Annotated in this window: 19 protein-coding genes; 12 read left to right on the forward strand and 7 right to left on the reverse strand. The window is 46.4% G+C overall.

Features of this window, described 5'->3' with window-relative positions:
* Window positions 1–112 precede the first annotated feature (112 nt).
* The 3 genes from rimP (at window position 113) to infB (ending at window position 4854) form a co-directional block, all read left to right on the forward strand.
* The gene (rimP, locus tag LS482_RS11285; protein WP_233027638.1) at window positions 113–577 is read left to right on the forward strand and encodes a ribosome assembly cofactor RimP; all 465 of its coding nucleotides are present in this window, start codon (window positions 113–115) and stop codon (window positions 575–577) included.
* Between the two features lie 15 nt (window positions 578–592).
* On the forward strand, window positions 593–1825 hold the full coding sequence (nusA, locus tag LS482_RS11290) for a transcription termination factor NusA (RefSeq protein ID WP_233027639.1): 1233 nt from the start codon (window positions 593–595) through the stop codon (window positions 1823–1825).
* A gap of 167 nt (window positions 1826–1992) precedes the next feature.
* Window positions 1993–4854 carry a translation initiation factor IF-2 gene (gene infB / locus LS482_RS11295; protein ID WP_233027640.1) on the forward strand — a complete coding sequence of 954 codons (2862 nt, stop codon included), beginning with the start codon at window positions 1993–1995 and terminating at the stop codon, window positions 4852–4854.
* Window positions 4855–4934: 80 nt separating this feature from the next.
* Here infB and LS482_RS11300 read toward each other — a convergent pair whose 3' ends face one another.
* The 6 genes from LS482_RS11300 to LS482_RS11325 all read right to left on the reverse strand — a co-directional run bounded on the left by LS482_RS11300 (window position 4935) and on the right by LS482_RS11325 (window position 8942).
* Window positions 4935–5987, reverse strand: coding sequence for a D-alanine--D-alanine ligase (locus tag LS482_RS11300; RefSeq protein ID WP_233027641.1), 1053 nt, complete (start codon window positions 5985–5987; stop codon window positions 4935–4937).
* A complete protein-coding gene (locus LS482_RS11305; RefSeq protein WP_233027642.1) occupies window positions 5984–6688 on the reverse strand; it encodes an NRDE family protein in 705 nt (234 codons plus the stop codon). Before LS482_RS11305 ends, LS482_RS11300 begins: the two co-directional genes overlap by 4 nt.
* On the reverse strand, window positions 6676–7164 hold the full coding sequence (locus tag LS482_RS11310; protein WP_233027643.1) for a DinB family protein: 489 nt from the start codon (window positions 7162–7164) through the stop codon (window positions 6676–6678). Before LS482_RS11310 ends, LS482_RS11305 begins: the two co-directional genes overlap by 13 nt.
* A 21-nt stretch (window positions 7165–7185) precedes the next feature.
* Complete coding sequence (locus tag LS482_RS11315) at window positions 7186–7557, reverse strand: DoxX family protein (protein WP_233027644.1); 372 nt, start codon at window positions 7555–7557, stop codon at window positions 7186–7188.
* Between the two features lie 245 nt (window positions 7558–7802).
* The gene (locus LS482_RS11320) at window positions 7803–8486 is read right to left on the reverse strand and encodes a Crp/Fnr family transcriptional regulator (RefSeq protein ID WP_233027645.1); all 684 of its coding nucleotides are present in this window, start codon (window positions 8484–8486) and stop codon (window positions 7803–7805) included.
* 75 nt (window positions 8487–8561) lie between these two features.
* The gene (locus LS482_RS11325; RefSeq protein ID WP_233027646.1) at window positions 8562–8942 is read right to left on the reverse strand and encodes an SPOR domain-containing protein; all 381 of its coding nucleotides are present in this window, start codon (window positions 8940–8942) and stop codon (window positions 8562–8564) included.
* 221 nt (window positions 8943–9163) lie between these two features.
* Here LS482_RS11325 and LS482_RS11330 point away from each other — a divergent pair, with 221 nt between their 5' ends.
* The 8 genes from LS482_RS11330 (at window position 9164) to LS482_RS11365 (ending at window position 20808) form a co-directional block, all read left to right on the forward strand.
* Window positions 9164–10447: a c-type cytochrome gene (locus LS482_RS11330; protein ID WP_233027647.1), complete on the forward strand. Its 1284-nt coding sequence runs from the start codon at window positions 9164–9166 to the stop codon at window positions 10445–10447.
* 87 nt (window positions 10448–10534) lie between these two features.
* Entirely contained in the window at window positions 10535–13678 is a 3144-nt protein-coding gene (locus LS482_RS11335; protein ID WP_233027648.1) for a TAT-variant-translocated molybdopterin oxidoreductase, read from the forward strand.
* Window positions 13679–13788: 110 nt separating this feature from the next.
* Window positions 13789–15180 carry an NrfD/PsrC family molybdoenzyme membrane anchor subunit gene (gene nrfD / locus LS482_RS11340; protein WP_233027649.1) on the forward strand — a complete coding sequence of 464 codons (1392 nt, stop codon included), beginning with the start codon at window positions 13789–13791 and terminating at the stop codon, window positions 15178–15180.
* Window positions 15173–15697, forward strand: a complete 525-nt coding sequence (locus LS482_RS11345; protein ID WP_233027650.1) for a DUF3341 domain-containing protein — start codon at window positions 15173–15175, stop codon at window positions 15695–15697. Before nrfD ends, LS482_RS11345 begins: the two co-directional genes overlap by 8 nt.
* 133 nt (window positions 15698–15830) lie before the next feature.
* Complete coding sequence (locus LS482_RS11350; protein WP_233027651.1) at window positions 15831–16394, forward strand: c-type cytochrome; 564 nt, start codon at window positions 15831–15833, stop codon at window positions 16392–16394.
* Window positions 16395–16506: 112 nt separating this feature from the next.
* Complete coding sequence (locus LS482_RS11355) at window positions 16507–17826, forward strand: quinol:cytochrome C oxidoreductase (RefSeq protein ID WP_233027652.1); 1320 nt, start codon at window positions 16507–16509, stop codon at window positions 17824–17826.
* 42 nt (window positions 17827–17868) lie between these two features.
* The gene (locus LS482_RS11360) at window positions 17869–18933 is read left to right on the forward strand and encodes a cytochrome c oxidase subunit II (RefSeq protein WP_233027653.1); all 1065 of its coding nucleotides are present in this window, start codon (window positions 17869–17871) and stop codon (window positions 18931–18933) included.
* Window positions 18934–18987: 54 nt separating this feature from the next.
* A complete protein-coding gene (locus LS482_RS11365; RefSeq protein WP_233027654.1) occupies window positions 18988–20808 on the forward strand; it encodes a cytochrome c oxidase subunit I in 1821 nt (606 codons plus the stop codon).
* 53 nt (window positions 20809–20861) lie between these two features.
* On the opposite strand, the gene LS482_RS11370 is transcribed toward LS482_RS11365, so the two are convergent.
* Entirely contained in the window at window positions 20862–23129 is a 2268-nt protein-coding gene (locus LS482_RS11370) for an acyl-CoA dehydrogenase family protein (protein WP_233027655.1), read from the reverse strand.
* 138 nt (window positions 23130–23267) lie between these two features.
* On the opposite strand from LS482_RS11370, the gene ruvB reads away from it, so the two are divergent.
* The gene (ruvB, locus tag LS482_RS11375; RefSeq protein WP_233027656.1) at window positions 23268–24290 is read left to right on the forward strand and encodes a Holliday junction branch migration DNA helicase RuvB; all 1023 of its coding nucleotides are present in this window, start codon (window positions 23268–23270) and stop codon (window positions 24288–24290) included.
* Window positions 24291–24297 lie beyond the last annotated feature (7 nt).

The raw sequence follows: 24297 nt of genomic DNA on the forward strand, positions 1-24297 counted from the left end.
TCTTGGCTTTCAATTATTATTTGTAATACAAAAGTCGTATATTTGCGGCGAAGAAAGAGGAAAACAATTTCGGAGGGGACATTAGAGTCCCCTCTTTTTATAAAAATTATTGATGTTAAAGGAAAGAGTCGAAGAGCTTCTTGCCGGGGTGTTTGCCGAACATAAATCCCTTTTTTTGATAGATCTTTCAGTTTCTCCGGATAATAAAATAAAAGTAGTAATAGACGGAGATGCAGGAGTTTCGCTTAATGACTGCGTGCTGGTAAGCAGGCATGTGGAGCATCAACTGGACCGGGATGAGACAGACTTTTCTCTGGAAGTAACTTCTCCGGGAGCTACCGAGCCTATGGTGCACCGAAGACAATACAAGAAGAATATAGGCAGAAAATTAAAAGTAAAGACCATCTCCGGCGAAACCGTGGAAGGAAATCTTACCGAAGTAGGAGAAGAAGATATCAAACTGCAATGGAAGCAGCGGGAACCCAAACCCGTAGGCAAAGGAAAACGAACGGTAACCAGGGAAAAAGAAATCCCTTTTTCGGATATAGCGGAGGCAAAAGTGATGATAATATTCTAATAATAAGTTTTTGACATGGAAAATCTTGCATTGATCGAGTCATTTTCGGAGTTTAAGGATGATAAACTCATAGATCGTGTAACGCTGATGGCTATTTTGGAGGAAGTTTTCAGGAATGCACTGAAGAAAAAGTTCGGTTCGGATGACAATTTCGATATCATCATAAATCCCGACAAGGGCGACCTGGAAATATGGAGAAACAGAGTGGTGGTTGCCGATGATGAGGTAGAAGATCCCAACCAGGAAATTTCACTGACTGATGCCAGAAAAATAGAACCCGATTTCGAAGTGGGAGAGGATGTTTCCGAAGAAGTAAAGTTGGTAGATCTGGGAAGAAGAGCTATTTTAGCACTGCGTCAAAACCTTATTTCCAAGATACACGAACACGATAATACGACCATTTATAAACAATTTAAAGACCTCATAGGAGAAATTTATACGGCAGAAGTGCATCATATTCGACATAAAGCTGTTATTTTGCTGGATGATGAGGGAAATGAGATCGTTCTTCCCAAGGAAAAGCAAATTCCTTCCGACTTTTTCCGGAAAGGAGAAAATGTAAGGGGGATCATAGAAAGTGTAGAACTGAAAGGAAGCAAACCTACTATAATAATGTCCAGGACATCCCCGGACTTCCTGGAAAAATTATTTGAACAGGAAATCCCCGAAGTGTTTGACGGGCTGATCAGTATAAAGAAAGTAGTGCGGATTCCCGGAGAAAAAGCCAAGGTGGCCGTAGACTCTTATGACGACAGGATCGACCCCGTAGGGGCCTGTGTAGGGATGAAAGGTTCAAGGATACACGGTATAGTGCGTGAACTTGGAAATGAAAATATAGATGTTATCAATTTTACCAGCAACCCGCAGTTGTTTATCGGCAGGGCATTGAGCCCGGCCAGGGTAACCTCCATTTCTATAGATGAGGAAACCAAACGGGCTGAGGTAATACTGAAACCGGAAGAGGTTTCAAAAGCGATCGGAAAAGGCGGATACAATATCCGGCTGGCCGGATTTCTCACCGGTTATGAGATTGATGTGTTCCGGGAAGGTGTGGAAGAAGATGTGGAACTCACCGAGTTCTCCGATGAGATAGAAGAATGGATCATTGGCGAGTTTAAGAAAATTGGACTGGACACAGCGAGAAGTGTGCTGGATCAGGATGTAGAAGACCTGATAAAACGAACCGACCTCGAGGAAGAAACCATATTGGAAGTAAAACGGATACTAAAAGAAGAATTCGAAGACTAAGAGACCGGAAAAACCGGTTGCCCCAAGGTTGGATTTTTGAAACTATTTGGTTATACTAAAATAGCATGCCCTGGCGTAGAAGATGAATCCATTTCCGTTTTGGAGAGGTGAAAAGACCATAATAACTGAGGTTCAGAATAAAATTTTAGAGGATTAAAAAAACATTTATGGCTGAAAACGCAACATTGAGGCTTAATAAAGTGCTGAGAGAACTGAACATTTCGCTGGACAGGGCTGTCGAACACCTGTCGTCCAAGGGATATGAGGTGGAGGCCAGACCTACTACCAAGATATCTAATGAGGTGTACCAGGTGCTCTTGGAGGAGTTTCAGACAGATAAAAGTAAAAAAGTAGCGTCTAAGGAAGTAGGGGAAGAGAAACGGAAAGAAAAAGAGGCTATTCGCCAGGAGTTGGAAAGGGAGCAGGAATTGAAAAGGAAAGCCCAGGAAGAACAGGAGATTATAAAGGCGAAAGCCAATTTGTCTGGTCCCAAAACCGTAGGGAAGATAGATCTCGACGCTAAAGATGCCGATGAAGATGGAGCTGAAGAGCAACAGCCGGACGGGGAGACAGAGGCAACTCCTGCCAATGTAGCAGAAGATAAAAGTGCCGGGGAACCCAAAACGCCCGAAAGCGAAACAGAAGATATCCAAAAACCTGCGGAACAGCAGGAAAAGAGTGCTCCTGAAGCGGAGAAGCCCAAAAAGGAAGCTCCTGTCGAAACACCGGCAGAAAAAGAAGATAAGAAAAAAGAGGAAAAGAAACCTGAAGAAACGACAAAAGAAACGGAGCCAAAAGCAAAAGAAGATAAAAAGACCGAAAAAGTTATTATCCAGGACGAAGAGGTAGAAAGCGAAAAACTGAAAACACAATATCAGAAGCTTTCCGGACCCAAGATGACCGGGGAAAAGATAGACCTTTCGAAGTTTGAAAAGCCCAAGAAAAAGAAACCCGTAGCGCAATCGGGAAATGATAAGCAGGGTAGTAAAGACAGGAAGCGGAAACGCAAAAGGATCAGTAAAGAAGGCCCCGGCAACTATACCCAGGGAAAACAGGGAGGCGGCAACTTCAGGAAGAAAGGCGGAGGAAGACCCAGGCAGGCAGCAGCCAGTAAGGTTGAGCCTACAGAAGAAGAAGTACAGAAACAAGTGCGGGAGACCCTGGAAAAACTACAGGGAAAATCCAGCAAGTCGAAAGGAGCCAAATACCGAAGGGAAAAAAGGGATGTCCACCGTCAGAAATCGGAGGAGGACATAGCCCAGCAGGAACTGGACAGCAAAGTGCTGAAAGTTACGGAATTTGTTACCGTGGCCGAAGTGGCAACCATGATGAATGTTCCTACCACAAATATTATATCGGCATGTATGTCTCTGGGCATCATGGTAACCATGAACCAAAGGCTGGATGCGGAAACCCTTTCTATCGTGGCCGATGAATTCGGCTATGAAGTGGAATTTGTAACTGCCGACATCGAAGAATCCATAGTAGAAGAGGAAGACAGACCGGAAGACCTGGAACCAAGAGCACCTATCGTAACTGTTATGGGGCACGTTGACCACGGTAAAACCTCTCTGCTGGACCATATCCGGCAGGAAAATGTCATTGCCGGTGAAAGCGGGGGAATTACGCAGCACATCGGCGCCTATGCCGTAACCCTTCCCGACGGGCAAAGAATTACCTTCCTGGATACTCCGGGGCACGAAGCGTTTACCGCAATGCGGGCCAGGGGAGCCCAGGTGACCGACCTTGCCATTATAGTTATTGCGGCAGATGATGATGTGATGCCACAGACCAAAGAGGCCATCAGCCATGCTCAGGCAGCTGGTGTTCCCATTGTATTTGCCATAAACAAGGTAGACAGGCCTACGGCGAATCCTGATAAAATAAAAGAAAGTCTGGCCAACATGAACCTGCTGGTAGAAGACTGGGGAGGAAAAATACAGTCCCAGGATATTTCTGCCAAAACGGGGACCGGTATTAATGAATTGCTCGAAAAAGTATTGCTCGAAGCGGAAATACTGGAATTGAAGGCCAATCCGGATAAAATTGCCAACGGAACTATCGTAGAGGCATTCCTGGACAAGGGAAGGGGCTATGTGGCCACCATACTTGTACAGGGAGGTACCTTGAAGGTAGGAGATTATGTACTGGCTGGAAGGCACAGTGGTAAAGTAAAAGCCATGCACGACGAGCGGGGAAATCTCATCGAGGAAGCAGGCCCTTCCACCCCGATATCCATATTGGGTCTGGACGGGGCACCGCAGGCCGGTGATAAATTCCACGTGTTTGAAGACGAAAAAGAAGCCAAGCAGATTGCAACTAAACGTATGCAGCTGCAAAGAGAACAATCCGTACGTACGCAACGGCACATTACGCTCGACGAAATTGGCCGTCGTATAGCACTGGGAGACTTCAAGGAACTCAACATTATCCTGAAAGGGGATGTGGACGGTTCGGTGGAAGCTCTGACCGATTCGTTCCAAAAGCTTTCTACGGATGAAATACAAATCAATATCATTCACAAGGCAGTTGGTGCGGTTACGGAATCTGACGTGCTCCTCGCCTCTGCATCCGATGCCATTATCATAGGATTCAATGTCAGACCTATGGGGAATGCACGTAGTGTTGCTGATAAGGAAGAAATAGATATCCGTACGTATTCCATCATCTACGATGCGATAAACGACCTCAAGGATGCGATGGAAGGTATGCTTTCTCCTGAAATGAAAGAAGAGATTACGGGTACGGCAGAGATCAGGGAAACGTTCAAGATTTCGAAAGTAGGGACCATTGCCGGATGTATGGTTACCGATGGTAAGATTTACAGGAATGCCGGGATACGTCTCATACGTGACGGAGTAGTGATCTTTACCGGGGAACTGGCCTCGCTGAAACGATTCAAGGATGATGTGAAGGAAGTAGCCAAAGGTTATGATTGCGGTATGCAGGTTAAGAACTACAACGACATTAAAGAGGGCGATATTATCGAAGCCTTCCGGGAAGTGGAAGTTAAAAAGAAATTGAAATAACAGGTTTTAAAACCGAATAAAAAACACCCTGTTCTTATATGGATCAGGGTGTTTTTTTATTAAAGGCAGTTTCTTCGGTTTTAAAAACCGACAATTTTCCGGTTTTGTACATGATGTGCATACAATTCCCGGATGCCGCTTTTGTAATTCAGATAGGGAATCCCCTTGGTCTGGTGGTTTACCTGGCTTATTTCATACATGTACGTAATGTGCCTGGCCAGTTCTTTCCAGGCAAACAACAGGGAATGCCGGGGATCGTAAATATGTGTGGGTTCGCTCATTGCGCCGTTCAGTTCCACTAACATAAAATTTCTCCCTTTTTCAAGTTCTTCCACGGTATTGTACATGAGGTCGAGCCTCCCGTAATAAAAACCCTTGACCCGGGTACACATGTCGTTTATCACCTCGGTGAGTGCCTCATTGATCATATGGCTGCAATCCGTAAATTTGGCACCCCTGGCATGATTGCCATAAGGAACAAGGGTTAGCTGTTCCCCCTTTTCGGGTATGGAGTCCAGTTGACTGCCGTATTCCTGTTGCAATACCTTGAGCTGGAACTGGAACCTCGGGGTCCCGTTGAGCAATTCCCTTGTGGTAGATACCCCGTCACCTGTAACAGTAAGTAATTCTTTGGCTACAATTCCCGTTATCCTCCCCTTGTCTTCGCCGGGATATCTTACATAGAAAATGCCGATCTCATTGGGAAGCGTAATAAACTCCTGGATAAGATAGTCAAAACCGGCGCGGTTGTTGTATTTGTGCAGTTCGTCCGGGGTGTGTATTTTCTTTACGGCATTTCCCCGGAGCCCGATATCCGGTTTTGCGATCAGCGGATATCTTATTCCGGAACCTTCTAAAATACCTTCCAGGTCGGCAAATGCCGTGTCCTTTGGTATAAAAGCTGTTTTGGCATAAAATTCTTCGGGAATCAGATCGTAAATGTTTCGTTTGGACCCCATGACAAAACCACCGTTCCGGATGGAGGGATTGGCCGCATTAAAAAAGAAAAGCGACCTTGCCCTGAGCGCATAATAGATCCAGAGCAGGCTTATGGGCGCATATACGATCTGAAAAGGCCAGTATTCCCAGTGAGTCAGTTTGTGGACGAACAGTTTTAAAGGAAGCAGGTTCATAATTGTACGGTAGAAAGTTTTTCGTTGGGAAAGAGTTGCCGGTAATGCATGGTTACACTGTCTTTTTTAATTATACATTGGGTGATACTAAGGGTTTTCAGCAGGTTGCCGCGGTCTATAACAAGACCATTTTTTTTATCCTCTTTTTCCGTATAGAGATGGAAGGACAATAGTGTTTCGGGAGAAACCGGTCTGTTGCGTGCCATAAAATCAAAAAACCACTGCTCTCTTTGCTTTTGAAGGGCTTTGGTATACAAGGTGGAAGAAGAAAGGATATGGTTGCGGTCTGCTTCCAGTGATGTGGTTTCCCTGTGATGTCCGTTCCAGCGCAGGAGGTAAAGTTCGGAGGCCTGAAAGAGCATAACGGTAAAAGGTTCTATATTTTCCAGGTTTATGGTTGTCCAGTGTGTGATGGGCGAAGCGGCTTTTATGAGTTCCAGAAGGATGAGCCCCCTGCTCTTCCTGTAACTGCCCCTGGAAATGTGTTTTTGTTTTGCACCGTTCAGCAAGACAGCCGTATTGCCTTTTTCATCGGTGGTAAACCAGCTTCCGCCGGACAAGGGATCTTCGGGGAAGACGATCTTTTTCTGATCTGCCACATATATTTCGGGAGGCAATGCTACGGGCCTGGTAATTTTTTCGTCGCGGTTGGAGGTCATTATCACCCCGTTTTTGTTTTTTACAAAACTTACTGTGCACATTGCTTCCGGTATTCGATGGTTGAATGGGCCACGCCAAAATTAGCATTTATGGTCAACCGTTCAAACCTGCGGAGACCTACCCGTATCAGGGCCTGATGATGAATGGCGTGTTCCAGGTTGTAGAGGAGTTCGCGAAAGTAGTTGCTTTGTATGTACAGTTTGGTATGATTCAGGTTTTGTTCCAGGAATAATATTTTATTTTCTTTCTCCAGGTTTTCCCGGATGTGGTTAATGCGTTTTACGGCTGTAGGCGCATCGGTTTCTATCCTTTTGTTGCGTTCCCTCTTGTCGTAGTTGATACTTCCTGTTTCATAATTGTTGAGAAGGCACAGAAATATTTCGATGATATGGCGAAAATGCTGACCAACGGTAGTGCCGCCCAATTCGGGGCAGGGAGCGTTGTATTCATCAGAGGAGAGTTGTCCGGCAAGGGCGGCCAGTTCGTCGAGATTAGATTTTACAGCGGCGAAAAGCATGAGATCGGATTTTAAAAGAGGTCAGTAATTTACTATTTTTTTAGTTAGCAGTAAAAAAATACCGCAAAACAGAAAAGCAACCACGGCAAGAATAAAGAGTGTCCCGCCATCATTGTTTACCGATATTCCGAGTATAAAGACATGGGAAAAGATGGCGCCCGTCATGATCAGCAAGCCGGCAACCGCACCGTAAACAGCGGTTTTGGGCAGGAATAATAAAATGGCTGCGATAAGTTCGGCAATGCCCAGTCCGATACGTCCGTAAGGTTCTGCGCCCAGGGTGGTGAAAATATGAACGGATTCCGGGGCCCCGCTGAACTTGTAATACAGGGTTTGCAGGAGTATTACGGTGGGGACCAGTCGTATGCCCCGGTTTATGATGATTTTTTTCATTGCATTACGGTTTGTTTCCGACGATTTTTTGCGGTTGATCGCAGCATTCTTCCGGAGATGTTCCTTAATTCCCGTTCCGGCTTTTCAGTGTGTTTTACGAAAAAGTGCCGGGGATATGGAGTATCATATCAGGGTGAAAATTGGTTTTGACGACAGGTTTTTCATGACGATGTGTTTTCAGGTCAAAATTACCATGTGTTGAAATGGAAGAATGTCGGCTACATTGCATTCCGGGCAAAAAAAAATCATATTCTGGAAATATCGGGGATAATAATTTCCTTCCGGTTGTAAATAAGAAGGCCTTTTTCCCTGAGTTCATTGAGCAGTTGGGTAGTGGTTTGTCGTGTGGTACAGATAATCTGGGCAATATCGTGCTGGGTGAGGTAGTTCTGAAGGATGACCCTGTTGCCCTGGTATACCCCTTCCTGATCGCTCCATTCTTTCAGGAAGGCCGAAAGCCTGCTCCGGGCATCCCTGAAGATAAGATTGGCGTAATTGTTTTTGAGGCGTTTCATTTTCAGTCCCACAAATTTGGTGTATGAAAGAGCGAGGTTAGGGTATTTCAGAAGGAGGTTTTCAAAATCGGTCAGAAAAAAGCTGCATACGATAATGTCATCCGTAAGGGCCTCAGCATATTCGGTAACGGGGGATGATTGTTCGTTTTCCAGGGCCAGTTCGCCAAACAGGTCGCCCTTGTGCAGGATTTCCTTGATGGTCTCGTTGCCTTCCCTGTCGGTTTCCACGATTTTTATGTTTCCCTTCTTGAGAAAATAAATGCGGGGGACTTTGGAATCCGAAAAGTAGAGGATATCCCCCTTTCCGGCCCTTTTAAACCCGGTAATAATGCACAATTGGCGGATTTGCCTGAAACTGAGTACACGGAAGAGCCGATGGTCCTTTAAGTACCAATATTTTAATTCTTCATACATAAATCGATAAAAATGAAAGGCTTGTGTGTCAATCCGTAAAATCCGCAGACAGCGTGTAGTCGTGAGAAAGGCAAGCTATGGCGTTATTATAAAAGCGCTGGGGTATTTCTTCTTCACTTCCATCAGTCGCCGGTCGGCTTCCAGTCTGTTCCTGAATTTTCCGACATAAACCCTGTACGTGGGGGTTTTGAATGAAATGTCGCAATCCCATCCGAAGCTGTTGCGGAATTTGGTCTGTTCTTTTGTAGCACCTTCCAGCGACCCGTTGTATATCTGTATCCGGTATCGTTCGGAAGTGCTGTCCTCTTTATTCAAAGCGGTCTTTGCGGCCACGAGTTTTTCCACTTTAACATCTTGCTGGATGTTAATTTTTCCCTGTTGCGCATGGGTGTCTTTAAAGGCGAAAAACAGGAAAAATAGCAGGGTGAAAATACATCGGATATCTAAAAATCTCATAATGAATACTGTTTTGTGCAAAAGTAAATTATTAGCTTGAAATCATAACGTTAAATTTTATTTAGAATTGTTATAAATTAATTATTAACGCTTTGCCAACATTTCCCAAATGAAGTCTATATCGTATTTTTGTGCACGGATTTTAAGGACCAGTGTTTTTTTTGTTGTTATCCGACGAAAAAATCATGCCAAAATAAGGAGAGATAACACATAATATTGATATGAAAGAGGTGATACACCGTAATTCTTTTTCTGGAATTCTAAGTATTAGTCTGGTAATTCTGCTAGCATTTTCTACAACTCTTTTTGGACAAGAAGGTGACCCGGATAGAGGGAAACAGTTATTTAATTCTAATTGCGCTGCCTGTCATAAGCTGGATCAAAGGATGACCGGGCCTGCTCTTGCGGGTGTGACCGATAAGCGCGACAGGGAGTGGTTGCATAAGTGGATAAAAAACAATGTGGCTCTCCGGAAGTCGGGAGATCCGGATGCAATAGCTATATATGAGGAGTACAACGGGGCGGCAATGAATGTTTTTCCTCAGTTGTCTGAACAGGATATAGATGATATTCTTGCGTATACCGAAGCTCCGCCATCATCACCGGCGGCTGCAGGAGGCGGTGCTGCCGGACAGGCTGCAGGGCAGGACGCGTCTTCCGGTATTTCCAATGAATTGGTGCTCGGTGCCCTGGTACTGGTGTTTGCAATGCTTGCTATAATGCTGGTGTTGGTGAACAGGACCCTGATGCGTATTGCCAAGGTAAAAGGTATAGAGCTCCCGGAAGAGCAGAAAAACAGGCTTCCGCTTTGGAAGGCTTTTGTGAAAAACCAGTTTTTGGTATTGGTATCTGTAGTCTTTCTGTTGCTTGTGTCTGCGTATTTTGTGTACGGGTATTTGATGCAGATAGGTGTTGACCAGGGTTACGCGCCCGTACAGCCTATACATTTCTCGCACCGCATACATGCCGGGGATAATGAAGTGGATTGTAAGTACTGCCACTCTTCGGCACGGGTTTCCAAAACTTCAGGCGTTCCTTCGCTCAACGTGTGCATGAACTGTCATAAGAACATTATGGAAGTAGCTCCGGAAACTGCTACGGCAGAGCATACCAAGGAGTTTTATGACGGAGAGATACAAAAGCTTTACGCTGCCGTGGGCTGGGATGTGGAAAACCAGCGTTATACCGGTGATACCAAGCCTGTAAAATGGGTGAAAATACACGACCTTCCCGATTTCGTGTACTTTAATCACTCTCAGCACGTATCTGTTGCCGGGCTGGCCTGCCAGGAATGTCACGGACCGGTTGAAGAAATGGAAGTGGTTGAGCAGCATTCTCCGCTTACCATGGGCTGGTGTGTGGAATGCCACAGAACTACCGATGTGAGGATGGAAGGCAACGAATACTACGAAAAGATACACGAAGAATTGTCTAAGAAATACGGAGTGGAAAAGCTTACCGCTGCACAGATGGGGGCGTTGGAGTGTGGTAAGTGCCACTATTAATATAAAGTAAAGATGCATGAACCTCCCCGGTTTCCGGGAGTGAAGTAATGCGTCACCATTGTCAAAAGAGCTAATTTTATATAAAACATGGCGTCAAACAAAAAATACTGGAAAAGTGTCGAGGAGCTGGATCCGAGCAATTCTATTGTGGAGACACTTAAACAGAATGAGTTTGTTGAAGAAATTCCGGTAGACGAGTTTTTAGGGGATAAGGAAAATCTGGAGGCCTCTTCGACATCGCGGAGGGACTTTCTTAAGTATGTTGGTTTTAGTACGGCTGCTGCTACTCTGGCAGCATGTGAGGGCCCCGTTAAAAAGGCGATACCGTATGTGGTGCAACCCGAGCAGATCCGCCCGGGTGTGGCTAACTATTACGCGACGACCATTGCGGATGGGTATGACTTTGCCAGTGTATTGGTGAAAACCAGGGAAGGGCGTCCCATAAAAATTGAAAATAATGCCGATGCCAAAGTAAATGGTTCGGCCAATGCCAGGGTCAATGCTTCCGTATTGTCTATGTACGACAGCCTCCGGGTGCAGGGCCCCAAGTTCAACGGGAAATATGTGACCTGGGACGATCTCGATACCCAGGTGATGGCAAAGCTGAATGCAACAAAGGCCAGTGGAAAATCCATAGTGCTGCTCACGCAGACTTTTGCCAGTCCTTCTACGGCGAAACTGATCTCGGAATTTTCCGGGAAATTCGGAAATGTACAGCACATACAATATGATGCCATATCCGAAGATGCGGCTCTGGAAGCTTTTCAGAAAAAATACGGCAAAAGGGCACTTGCTGATTACGACTTTTCCAGGGCAGAGGTCATTGTTTCCTTTGGTGCTGATTTTCTCGGTGACTGGCAGGGAGGCGGATTTGACAGCGGATATGCGAAAAAGCGTATTCCTGAAAACGGAAAAATGTCTCACCATGTCCAGTTTGAGGCCAATATGTCGCTAACAGGGGCCAATGCCGATAAGAGGGTTGCCGTAACGCCTTCGCAACAAAAAGTGGCGCTGGCAAAATTATATGGTTACCTCAGTGGTTCTTCGGTTTCCGGCGATCTTCCGGAACATGTGGATGCTGTGGTTAAAAGGGCGGCAAGCCGGCTTCGAAAAGCGGGGAAAAATGCAGTAGTGGTTACCGGGATCGATGATGTGGATGCCCAGGGGCTTGTGCTTTCCGTTAATGAGATGCTGCAAAGTGAGGCATTCGATGTTAAAGCCCCGCGATTGTTGCGCCAGGGTAACACGAAGCAGATGAGCCAGCTTATTGCCGATATGAAGTCCGGCAAAGTGGGAGCCGTGATTATGAGTGGTGTCAATCCCGCTTATACACTCGCCGATTCTGCCGGGTTCCTCGAAGGTCTGAAGAGTATAGGTTTGTCCGTTGCGTTTTCAATGAAAGAAGACGAAACGTCTACGGCCTCACAATATATTGCCGCTGCACCACACTATCTGGAATCGTGGGGTGATGTGGAGATGAAACAGGGGCATTTCAGCCTGATGCAGCCTGCCATCCGTCCGTTGTTTGATACGAGACAATTCCAGGATGCGCTGCTGAAATGGACAGGTAACGATAAAACATATTACGAATATATCAAGGAAACCTGGAGTGGTTCCGTTCTGAACGGAAGCTCCTGGAACAAGGCGCTGCACGACGGTGTATTTGTTGCTTCTTCCCCGGTAGCGGTTGCAGATGCCGTATCCGGCGAAAGTGAGGCTGCTGAAGCCACTGAAGAGGCTTCAACCGGAGAAAATGAAGCACAGGCGGCCCCTGTTGCAGGGGATGCGGCCGGTATGGCCCGCAAACTGGCTTCGTCTTCAGCAAGCGGTATGGAGCTCGCCTTGTATACGAAAACAGGAATGGGTGACGGGCAGCAGGCCAATAACCCCTGGCTGCAGGAATTTCCCGATCCTATTACCCGGGTGTCCTGGGATAATTATCTTACGGTTTCCAGGGCAGATGCTGATAAGCTCGGCCTGAAAAACTGGCATGTTGCCAATGGTGGCCTTAACGGTAGCTATGTAAAGGTTACTGTAAATGGGGCGAGTCTGGACAGGGTGCCCGTAATTATTCAGCCCGGACAAGCCCAGGGTTCGGTGGGGCTTTCTTTCGGTTATGGTAAAAAAGCCGGGTTGAAGACTGAAATGCAGACCGGGGTAAATGCCTATAAACTCTATGAAGGGTTTAAGACTGCTCAGCCTGTAACCATCGAAAAAGTTCCCGGCGAACACGAATTTGCCTGTGTGCAGTTGCACAACACCCTCATGGGGCGTGGCGATATCCTGAAAGAAACGACATTAGAAATATTTAATACCAAAGATGCGAAGGAGTGGAACGTCACTCCGAAAGTTTCCCTGAATCACAATGAGGTTGAGGCGGTCGAGGTGGATATGTGGGATGAATTCGATACTTCTATCGGTCATCACTTTAATCTTTCCATCGACCTGAATGCCTGTACGGGTTGTGGGGCGTGTGTGATTGCCTGTCATGCGGAAAACAACGTTCCTGTAGTAGGAAAGTCAGAAGTACGCCGGTCCAGGGATATGCACTGGCTCCGTATAGACCGGTATTATTCTTCTGAAAAAAGCTTTGAGGAAGACAATGAAGTGGTAGAAAATATTTCCGGTCTCGGAGATTCCCTGACTACTTTCGGAGAGATGGAAAAAGCTTCTGAAAACCCGCAGGTGGCTTTCCAGCCGGTAATGTGCCAGCATTGTAACCATGCTCCCTGTGAAACCGTTTGTCCGGTAGCGGCAACTTCACACGGCCGTCAGGGGCAAAACCACATGGCGTATAACCGATGTGTGGGAACGCGTTACTGTGCCAACAACTGCCCGTATAAAGTACGTCGCTTCAACTGGTTCCTTTACAACAATAATGACGAGTTTGATTATCACATGAACGACGACCTCGGAAAAATGGTGTTGAATCCCGATGTAGTGGTTCGTTCCAGAGGGGTGATGGAAAAATGTTCTTTCTGTATACAAATGACCCAGAAGACCATTCTGGATGCCAAGAGAGACGGCAGGGAAGTGCGTAAGGACGAATTCCAGACAGCTTGTTCTGCAGCTTGTTCCAGCGGAGCGATGACGTTCGGAGATGTGAACAATGAGGACGACGAAGTATTTGCCCTGAAAAAGAGCGACAGGATGTATCACCTGCTTGAGCACATAGGTACAAAACCCAATGTGTTCTATCATGTGAAAGTGAGGAATACGGAGGAAGTGTAAAGGAAAGCTGCCGCTCCGGTCCGGTCCGGAACTTCCCGGAAACGGACATGTTGCCGGAACCTGGCAAGGAAACGATAAATTAAAAGAGTAATAAATATTAAAGTTATAAAATGGCGTCGCATTACGAAGCACCTATACGTAAACCCCTGGTAACCGGAGATAAGAGCTATCACGATGTTTCGGTTGATGTAGCCAGGCCTGTAGAGGGCAGGGCAAACAAGCAATGGTGGCTAGTGTTCTCTATTGCATTGGTAGCATTTCTTTGGGGGATAGGGTGTATTATTTATACCATTTCAACAGGAATAGGGGCCTGGGGACTTAACAAAACCGTTGGCTGGGCCTGGGATATTACCAATTTCGTTTGGTGGGTAGGTATCGGTCATGCCGGGACACTGATCTCTGCCGTACTGTTACTGTTCCGTCAAAAATGGAGAATGGCGATCAACCGGTCTGCGGAGGCTATGACCATATTTTCCGTAGTACAGGCCGGATTGTTCCCGTTGATCCATATGGGACGCCCGTGGCTGGGATACTGGGTGGTGCCTATTCCCAACCAGTTCGGTTCGCTTTGGGTGAACTTTAACTCACCGTTGCTCTGGGACGTATTTGCGATATCCACTTATCTTTCCGTGTCACTGGTATTCTGGTGGACAGGGTTGCTTCCCGACTTCGCCATGATACGGGACAGGGCCGTGAAACCTTTCCAGAAAAAAATATACAGCCTGCTCAGCTTCGGCTGGAGCGGAAGGGCCAAAGACTGGCAGCGTTTCGAAGAAGTGTCGCTGGTACTTGCCGGTCTGGCAACACCTCTGGTGCTTTCTGTACACACCATCGTATCTTTTGACTTTGCTACGTCGGTGATCCCCGGATGGCACACTACCATTTTTCCGCCCTACTTCGTTGCGGGTGCGGTATTCTCCGGGTTCGCCATGGTGAACACACTGCTTATCATAATGAGAAAGGTGGTGAGTCTCGAAGATTATATTACCGTACAACACATAGAACTGATGAACATCGTTATCATGATCACCGGATCTATTGTGGGCTGTGCCTATATTACCGAGCTTTTTATCGCCTGGTATTCAGGGGTCGAATATGAACAATATGCTTTCCTGAACAGGGCTACGGGGCCTTATGCATGGGCTTACTGGTGTATGATGACCTGTAACGTATTCTCTCCCCAGTTTATGTGGTTCAAAAAATTACGGACAAGTATTATGTTCTCCTTTATTATCTCCATTGTGGTGAATATCGGGATGTGGTTTGAGCGTTTTGTGATTATCGTTACTTCGCTTCACAGGGACTACCTTCCGTCGTCCTGGACCATGTTCTCCCCGACCTTTATAGACATAGGTATTTTTGTGGGAACCGTAGGATTCTTCTTTGTATTGTTCTTGTTGTATGCGAGGACGTTTCCTGTAATAGCACAGGCAGAAGTGAAGACCATAATGAAATCATCTGCAGAAAATTATAAAAAATTAAGAGACGGCGATCATGAGTAATAAAGTTATACAGGCTATTTATGCTGATGATGATGTGTTGCTGGCCGCAGTAAAAAAAGTGAAGGCTGCCCACCATCATATAGAAGAAATATACACTCCTTTTCCTGTCCACGGACTGGACAAGGCCATGGGGCTGGCCCCGACCAGGATTGCCATCGCATCCTTTATTTACGGATGTATAGGGCTTGTTGTAGCTGTTCTGATGATGAATTTTATCATGATAGAAGACTGGCCGCAGAACATAGGGGGGAAGCCCAGTTTCAGTTTCCTGGACAATATGCCGGCTTTCGTTCCGATAATGTTTGAGCTCACCGTATTTTTTGCGGCTCACTTAATGGTAATCACTTTTTATCTGAGGAGTAAGCTTTGGCCCTTCAAAAAGGCGGAGAACCCGGATGTGAGGACAACAGACGATCACTTCCTGATGGAAGTTTCAATAAGTAATAACGAAGATGAGTTGACTGCCTTCTTGCAGGAAACAGGTGCGGTGGAAGTTAAAATATCGGAAAAGCATTAGAGGGGATGAGTTATTCGGTTAATGAGTTAATGGTTATTAAGCGTTCCTGTCCGCAAGAGGCCCGGGATCAAAGATAATCCAATAACAAAGTAACTCAATAACTTAATAACCTAACAACGTAAATATTGTTTAAATGAGGAGCTTTATTAAAATAGGAATGGTACTTGGTGTGGCTGCCGTTATGACCTCGTGTTTTAACAAGTCGAACCGGAACTACCAGTTTATGCCCAATATGTATGATGAAGTAGGCTATGACACCTATCAGGCATCAGATGCCTTCAAGAATGGTATCGAGGCACAACTGCCTCCCGAACATACCATTAACCGTGGCTGGATGCCCTATGAGTATGAAAACACTACCGAAGGGAAAGAACTGGCCATGGCTGAGTTGAAAAACCCGCTGGCCGCAGATAGTCTCGCCATGGAAGATAACCTGGCTGACGGTAAGGAATTATACAATATTTATTGTGCGGTATGCCACGGGGAAAAGGGAGACGGACAGGGTGTCCTGGTAAAGCGTGAGAAATTCCTCGGTGTTCCCAGCTATGCGGACAGGGAAACGACAGAAGGAAGTATCTACCATGTCATTTATTACGGGCTCAATTCCATGGGGTCCTATGCCGTACAGCTCAATGAAAAGGAGCGGTGGCAGGTAGTGATGTATGTAGAACAGCTCGAAAAGGATTTGGCAAAATAATATTTTCAGAAACGAAAGCGTATAAGTGGCGGACAACGGCAGAAAAAAAATGAAGGTTGGGTTCCCTCACGATTTACGAATTACAATATACAACAAAGAGAATTTTCAGGATATGTACACGTTTTCAAGCAAGTTAAGACTGTCTGCATTTGTTCTAATGATCGTTGGTATTCTCGGTCTGGGCTACGGTTTTCTGGCTGCTCCTGGTACTGTGGCGGAAGCAAAGGCCATGGTAACAGATGCACATCACGGAGGAGGACACGACGGTGCCGAAGTTGCCCATGATGCTCATGGAACACAGGATGAAGCACATGCCGAACACGATTCGTCTCACGATGAACATCTGTTGCACCAATTGCAGAACAAACCATGGGCAGCGCTTTATGTGGCAGCGTTTTTCTTTATGATGATTTCACTCGGGGTGCTCGCTTTTTACGCTATACAAAGAGTGTCAATGGCAGGATGGTCCCCGCTTTTGTTCCGGGTAATGGAAGGGATTACAGCCTACTTGCTCCCGGGAGCGGTGCTGGTGTTCGTTATACTGGCATTGTCCGGTGTTCACCTGAACCACCTGTTTGTCTGGATGGATCCCGAGGTAGTGGCGCATGACGAACTTATTCAGGGGAAATCGGGCTTCCTTAACGTACCGTTCTTCCTCATACGGGCTGTCATATACATTGCCGGTTGGGTTGCATATCGTCATTTTTCCAGAAAATTCTCTATTGCACAGGACACTGCCGATAACAACAGCAACTTCAAACGTAACTTTAAGATATCTGCCGGGTTCCTGGTTTTCTTCCTGGTTTCCGAGTCCATGATGTCATGGGACTGGATCATGAGTGTTGACCCGCACTGGTACAGTACGCTGTTCGGCTGGTATGTTTTTGCCAGTATGTTTGTATCGGGAATAACGGTTATTGCCCTGATCACCATTTATCTCAAATCACGGGGATATCTGGAAGAAGTGAACAACAGCCATATTCACGACCTGGCGAAGTTCATGTTCGGGATAAGTATTTTCTGGACGTACCTGTGGTTTTCACAATTCATGCTGATATGGTACTCCAATATCCCTGAAGAGGTTACTTATTTTGTGACCAGGATAGAAGATTACAAGTTACCGTTCTTCGGAATGGTAGTGCTGAATTTTGTGTTCCCGGTCCTTGTATTAATGAACAGTGATTACAAACGTTTGAACTGGTTTGTGGTGATGACGGGAATCGTAATATTGACAGGACATTATATCGATGTTTATAATATGATCATGCCTGCAACAGTAGGAGACCAATGGTTTATCGGAGTTGCGGAAGTGGGAGGCGTTCTGTTCTTTATGGGGCTGTTTATTTATGTTGTGTTTACCGCCCTTACGAAGGCGCCTTTGATTCCGAAGCGCAATCCGTTCATTGAAGAGAGCAGACGCTTTCATTATTAATTCAGTAGAGAAGAAATTAAAGTAAACAGGAAATAGTATAAAATGACTGCTTTATTAACCATAATAGTACTTATACTCGTTGCTATCGCCGTATGGCAGATGACGAAGATATTCGAATTTTCGCAGATAGGGGTCGAAAACGCCCAGGTAGCCAACGACAAGGATAACAAACTGAACGGATATTTGATGTTTGCCTTTTTGGGCTTCCTCTATCTGTTGACCATCTTTTGTCTTGTAAAATGGAGTAAAGTGCTTTTGCCGGAGGCATCTTCTGCCCACGGAAGTGACTACGATACGCTGATGTTCGTTTCTATGGTATTGATTTTCATAGTACAGGCCATCACCCAGACGCTGCTTTACTATTTTGCTTATAAGTACAGGGGGGAAAAAGGGAAAAAAGCACTCTTTTATGCCGATAATGACAAGCTGGAGTTCATCTGGACCATTATTCCCGTAATTACCCTCGCCGGATTGATTCTCTACGGTCTTTATACCTGGACCACAATAATGGACATTAACGACGAGGACGACCCTATAATTATCGAATTGTACGCACAGCAGTTTAACTGGAAAGTGAGATATGCCGGAGATGACAACGTTCTCGGTGATGCCAACATCCGTTTCCTTAACGATTTTGACGGGCAGAACATACTGGGGATCGATGCTTCCGATCCCAACGGAATGGACGATGTGGTATCGACTACCGAACTGCACCTTCCCGTAAACAGAAAGGTTGTATTTAAAATGCGATCACAGGACGTGTTACACTCAGCCTACATGCCTCACTTCAGGGCGCAGATGAACTGTGTGCCCGGAATGATAACCCAGTTTTCGTTCACACCTACGGTAACTACGGAAGAAATGCGGCAGAAAACGGAAATACAGGAAAAGGTTAAACACATCAACGAGCTGAGGGCAGAGCGAAGAAAACAGGGCGAGGACCTGGACGACTGGGAGTTTGATTATCTTTTATTATGTAATAAAATTTGCGGAACTTCGCACTACAATATGCAGATGAAGATCGTTGTGGAAAGTGAAGAGGAATTCAATACCTGGATGAAAGAACAACAGACTTTCGGACAGATGGTAGCCGGGAATGAAAACTAGGAATTTCAGCAGGTAATTAAATATAAAGTAACAGTAACGATTAGTATATAGATTATGTCAGCAACAGCAACAGCACACGCGGGGGATCACGCGCACGATCACGGGCATCATCATAAAGAGACATTTATATCCAAGTACGTTTTCAGTTTTGACCATAAAATGATCGCCAAGCAATACCTTATTACAGGGTTGTTTATGGGGATTATAGGTATTCTGATGTCTTTATTGTTCCGTATCCAACTGGCATGGCCCGAGCAATCTTTCGGAATATTCGAGGTGTTGCTGGGGAAATGGGCCCCTGAAGGGGTTATGGATCCGAATATCTACCTGGCACTGGTCACCATGCACGGTACCATTATGGTATTCTTCGTGTTGACCGCAGGGTTGAGCGGTACGTTCAGTAACCTCCTGATCCCATTGCAGATCGGAGCCAGGGATATGGCATCCGGGTTTCTGAACATGCTGTCGTTCTGGCTGTTCTTCGTATCCAGTGTGATAATGGTAGGTTCGATTTTCGTCGAAGCCGGTCCCGCAGCTGCCGGATGGACAATCTACCCTCCGCTGAGCGCATTGCCGCAGGCACAGGGAGGTTCCGGACTCGGAATGACCTTATGGCTGGTGTCAATGGCCATATTTATAGCCCAGTCGCTGTTGGGATCGCTGAACTATATCGTTACCGTATTGAACCTGAGGACCAAGGGGATGTCCATGACCAGGCTTCCGCTTACGATATGGGCGTTGTTCATCACCGCTATTATCGGGGTGGTATCTTTCCCCGTACTGCTTTCTGCTGCACTGTTGCTTATTTTTGACAGGAGTTTCGGCACCTCTTTCTTCCTCTCGGATATATTTGTGCAGGGTGAGGTATTGCACTATCAAGGAGGTTCGCCGGTATTATTTGAACACCTGTTCTGGTTCCTCGGTCACCCTGAAGTGTATATCGTGTTGTTACCCGCACTGGGAATTACCTCGGAAATTATTGCCACCAATGCACGTAAACCCATATTCGGATACAGGGCGATGGTGGCGTCTATACTGGCCATTGCCTTCCTGTCTACCATTGTATGGGGGCACCATATGTTCGTTTCCGGGATGAACCCGTTCCTCGGTTCGGTATTTACTTTTACAACACTGCTTATTGCCATACCTTCGGCCGTAAAAGCATTTAACTATATCACCACATTGTGGAAAGGGAATTTACAGATGAACCCTGCCATGTTGTTCTCCATAGGACTGGTGTCTACCTTTATTACAGGGGGGCTTACCGGGATTATCCTCGGAGACAGTACGCTGGACATTAACGTTCACGATACTTATTTTGTGGTGGCACACTTCCACCTGGTGATGGGAATTTCGGCGATTTACGGATTTCTTGCCGGAGTTTACCACTGGTTCCCCAAGATGTTCGGAAGGATGATGAACAAGAACCTGGGCTATGTGCATTTCTGGGTAACTGCCGTCTGTGCTTACGGGATTTTCTTCCCCATGCACTTTGTCGGCATGGCCGGACTGCCGAGACGTTATTACACCAATACCAATTTCCCCATATTCGATGACCTTATGGACATTAATGTGGTGATGACCGTATTTGCCCTGATAGCCGGAGCAGTACAGGTAGTATTCCTCTACAACTTCTTCTACAGCATATTCTATGGCGAGAAGGCCACGCAAAATCCGTGGAAGTCCAATACACTGGAATGGACCACACCGGTTAAGCACATTCATGGCAACTGGCCTGGAGAATTGCCGGAAGTACACCGCTGGGCCTATGATTACAGTAAGACCAGGGAAGACGGAGAGTACGTGATTCCCGGGCAGGATTTTGTACCTCAAACGGTACCTTTACAGGAGAACGAAGAGGAGCTGAACCATTAGGAATTAGAAAAGAAACAATATATAGTCAGGGGCCCGTATTACAGGGCCCTTTTTTATTTTTTACTTATGGGAGCGGTCAAACAATGATCGGGGATACCATATCCGTCAGCCAGCGCTGCTACATGGGGCCTTAATTCCGTGCAAAGCCGTTCCACCCGTTGACGTATAGCCTTAGACTTGGTATTGCTTATGTAATTGTGTTCCAGGTACCATGCTGCGCTGTCCTGTAAATGGGATAAAGCATATAAAGCACCCAGTTTACGGAAAAGGAACTGTAACCTATCGTTTTCCATGTCTTTTACAAATGCGGAGAATATTTCATAGGAAAGCATAATACCATAAGCCTTGCCCAGGGTTATCAGGTGGGTCTGTACTTTCTGGGAGACCTGTTGCGGGGGGATGCCCTTCTTCAGGTAATTCCGTATCCTGGAAGCGGCGGTAAAGGTGAGCCGCCGTGTCCGGTACCGGAAGGCCTCCAGATGAAAGTCCGGGTCGAAAAGGTGCTCTTTGTCCGTATTGTTGGTGAACAGAGGGTTGAAGGTGGTCAGCCTGTCACTTAGCTGTGCGCCCAGCAACTTCAGTATATCCCCGAAATTATCGCTGTTGAATTCCGATTTGAAATCTGTCAGTACCCCTTTGGCGGCAAGTTGTAACAGCACGGTGTTGTCGCCTTCAAAAGTCGTAAAGATATCCACATCGTTTTTAAGGTCACCTATCCTGTTTTCCAGTAAATACCCTTTTCCGCCACAGGCCTCGCGGCATTCCTGTATGGTAGTGTTAGAGAAATCGGTGATAAGGGCCTTCAGTGCGGCTACCTGGGTCTCGATTTTTCTTCTCGTATCTTCGGAGGAAGAAGTATATGACCGGATCATGTGATCCAGGGTAATGTGGTATACATAGGTTTGCGCTATGGGAGCAATAAGACGTAGCTGGTGGGACGGATAGTCCATGATCAGGTCTTCCTGTACCTTTTCCCCACTGTTAAATTGCCTCCTGTACAATGCGTATTTTACGGCAATGGACAGGCTCATTTTTGCCCCGCTCAGTGCGCCTTTGGCCACACATATCCTGCCCCCGACCAAAGTACCCAGCATGGTAAAGAAGCGTTTGTTCGGGTTGGTGATATCCGATTTGTAGTTGCCGTTTTCATCAATGCTGCCAAAGCGGTCCAGGAGATTTTCACGGGGAACGCTAACGTTTTTAAACCATATTTTACCGTTGTCCACACCGTTCAGCCCGAGTTTGTAGCCGTTGTCTTCAATTTTCACGCCCGGCATCAGGTTGCCGTTTTCATCCCTAACCCTGACAAGAATGGCGTGTACACCTTCGTTGGTTCCGTTTACGATAAGCTGGGCAAATACGGTGGCCATTTGAGCGTGCAGCGCATTACCTATATATTCTTTGTTATCGTTTTTCCCCGGAGTATCAATAACGATGGTAGCTGTTTCCTTTACGTAGGTGGCTGTCGTTTTTATTCCCCTTACATTGGAGCCGTGTCCGGTCTCGGTCATGGCAAAACATCCGAGGACGGTGGTTTCGCCGGTAGCTTTCAGCCACTGGTCGTGGTGCTTTTTGGTGCCCAGGTTCTGAATACTCCCGCCGAACAGGCCGAACTGTACCCCGAATTTTATGGTGAGGCTCCCGTCTACAAACATCAGGTTCTCAAAAATGCCTGCATAGGCCGGCATGTTCCCTATACCTCCGTATTCCTTGTCATATGCCATGGCTCCGTAGCCCTTTCCGGCGAGTAATTTTACCTGTTCCAGGACATGTGCACGGAATGCATTCTTATCCCTGGTAATCTTCCACTGAAACAAGGGATGTGACAGAAGTTCCCGGAACTCATCAATATACGGGGCATGTTCCCCTTTTAAAACAAGATCAAGCAGTCCGGGATCGTAAAAATCGGCTTTTGAGGCCTTATTGGTTTTCACCTCAAACAGATGGCGATAGTGATTGGGCTGTATCCCCAGGTTGATCTCTATGAATTTAAGGTTCTCGTCCGGTGTTTCCACATCACCTTTTTCTCCCGATGACAGTTGCTGGCTAAAAGCGGTCAGGGGATAATTGTCGCTTTCCACGAGTTTCACTCCCGAGTTGTCTATAAAGTCCTTCCAGGAAGTGATAATCTCATCAGGCGGAGGGTTTTTGGGCTGAAGCCAGGAACTGATACGGTTTTTTTCCTCGACGGTAAGCGTGTCGCTCTCAACAGCTTTTTTAAATACCGATATTTCCGAGGCCGATAGCAGGTCATCGGCCCAGACTACGTAAAGGAACGGGATATATTTAACAATGTTCGGGGAGTATTTTTTTGTATCCATAAATTTGCGGGTCACCTTATAATTATGTACCGGGAAGTTACGATTTTTATTACAAAGAGTAAGGCTTCCCGTTGTTATGAATTAATTTAGACCAGGAGATAAATTTATTATACTTCTTTTCTGCTATCTTTGCCGTATATGAACGAGTATCTTGACCCGACAGGCGAACATTTCTCCCCGGAAGAGATCGATATAGAAAAAACGCTCCGGCCGCTTTCTTTCGATGATTTTTCCGGGCAGGAACAGGTTTTGGAGAACCTCAGGGTTTTTGTCAAGGCGGCCAACCTGCGTGGAGAAGCCCTCGATCATACCCTGTTTCACGGTCCGCCGGGACTGGGAAAAACCACGCTTGCCCATATACTGGCCAATGAACTTGGTGTGGGAATAAAGATCACATCCGGCCCCGTACTGGATAAACCCGGCGACCTGGCCGGGTTGTTGACCAACCTGGAGGAAAGGGATGTGCTTTTTATCGATGAGATACATCGTTTGAGCCCGGTGATCGAGGAATACCTTTACTCCGCCATGGAGGACTACAAAATCGATATTATGATAGAAAGCGGGCCCAATGCGCGGACCGTACAGATCAATCTGAACCCGTTTACCCTGATCGGGGCTACTACCCGATCTGGTCTGCTCACATCCCCTATGCGTGCCCGTTTCGGTATTTCCAGCAGGTTGCAATATTACACTACGGAATTACTGTCCACCATAGTGGAGCGAAGTGCCCAAATACTCAAGGTGCCCATTACTATGGAAGCCGCCATTGAGATTGCAGGGAGAAGCCGGGGCACCCCCCGTATAGCCAATGCCCTTTTGCGAAGGGTACGGGATTTTGCACAGATAAAAGGTGATGGGAATATTGATATAAAAATAGCCCGTTTCGGACTGGAAGCATTGCATGTAGATGCCCATGGCCTGGACGAAATGGACAACAAGATACTTTCTACTATTATCGACAAATTCAAGGGCGGCCCGGTGGGAATTACCACACTGGCCACTGCCGTATCCGAAAGTGCCGAAACCATAGAAGAAGTATATGAACCTTTTCTGATACAGCAGGGATTTATAGTAAGGACTCCACGCGGAAGGGAAGTGACAGAACTGGCATATAAACACCTCGGAAAGATCAAGGGCGGTACACAGGGCGGATTGTTTTGATAAATGG

The organism is Sinomicrobium kalidii (genome assembly GCF_021183825.1).
Taxonomy (GTDB): Bacteria; Bacteroidota; Bacteroidia; order Flavobacteriales; family Flavobacteriaceae; genus Sinomicrobium; species Sinomicrobium kalidii.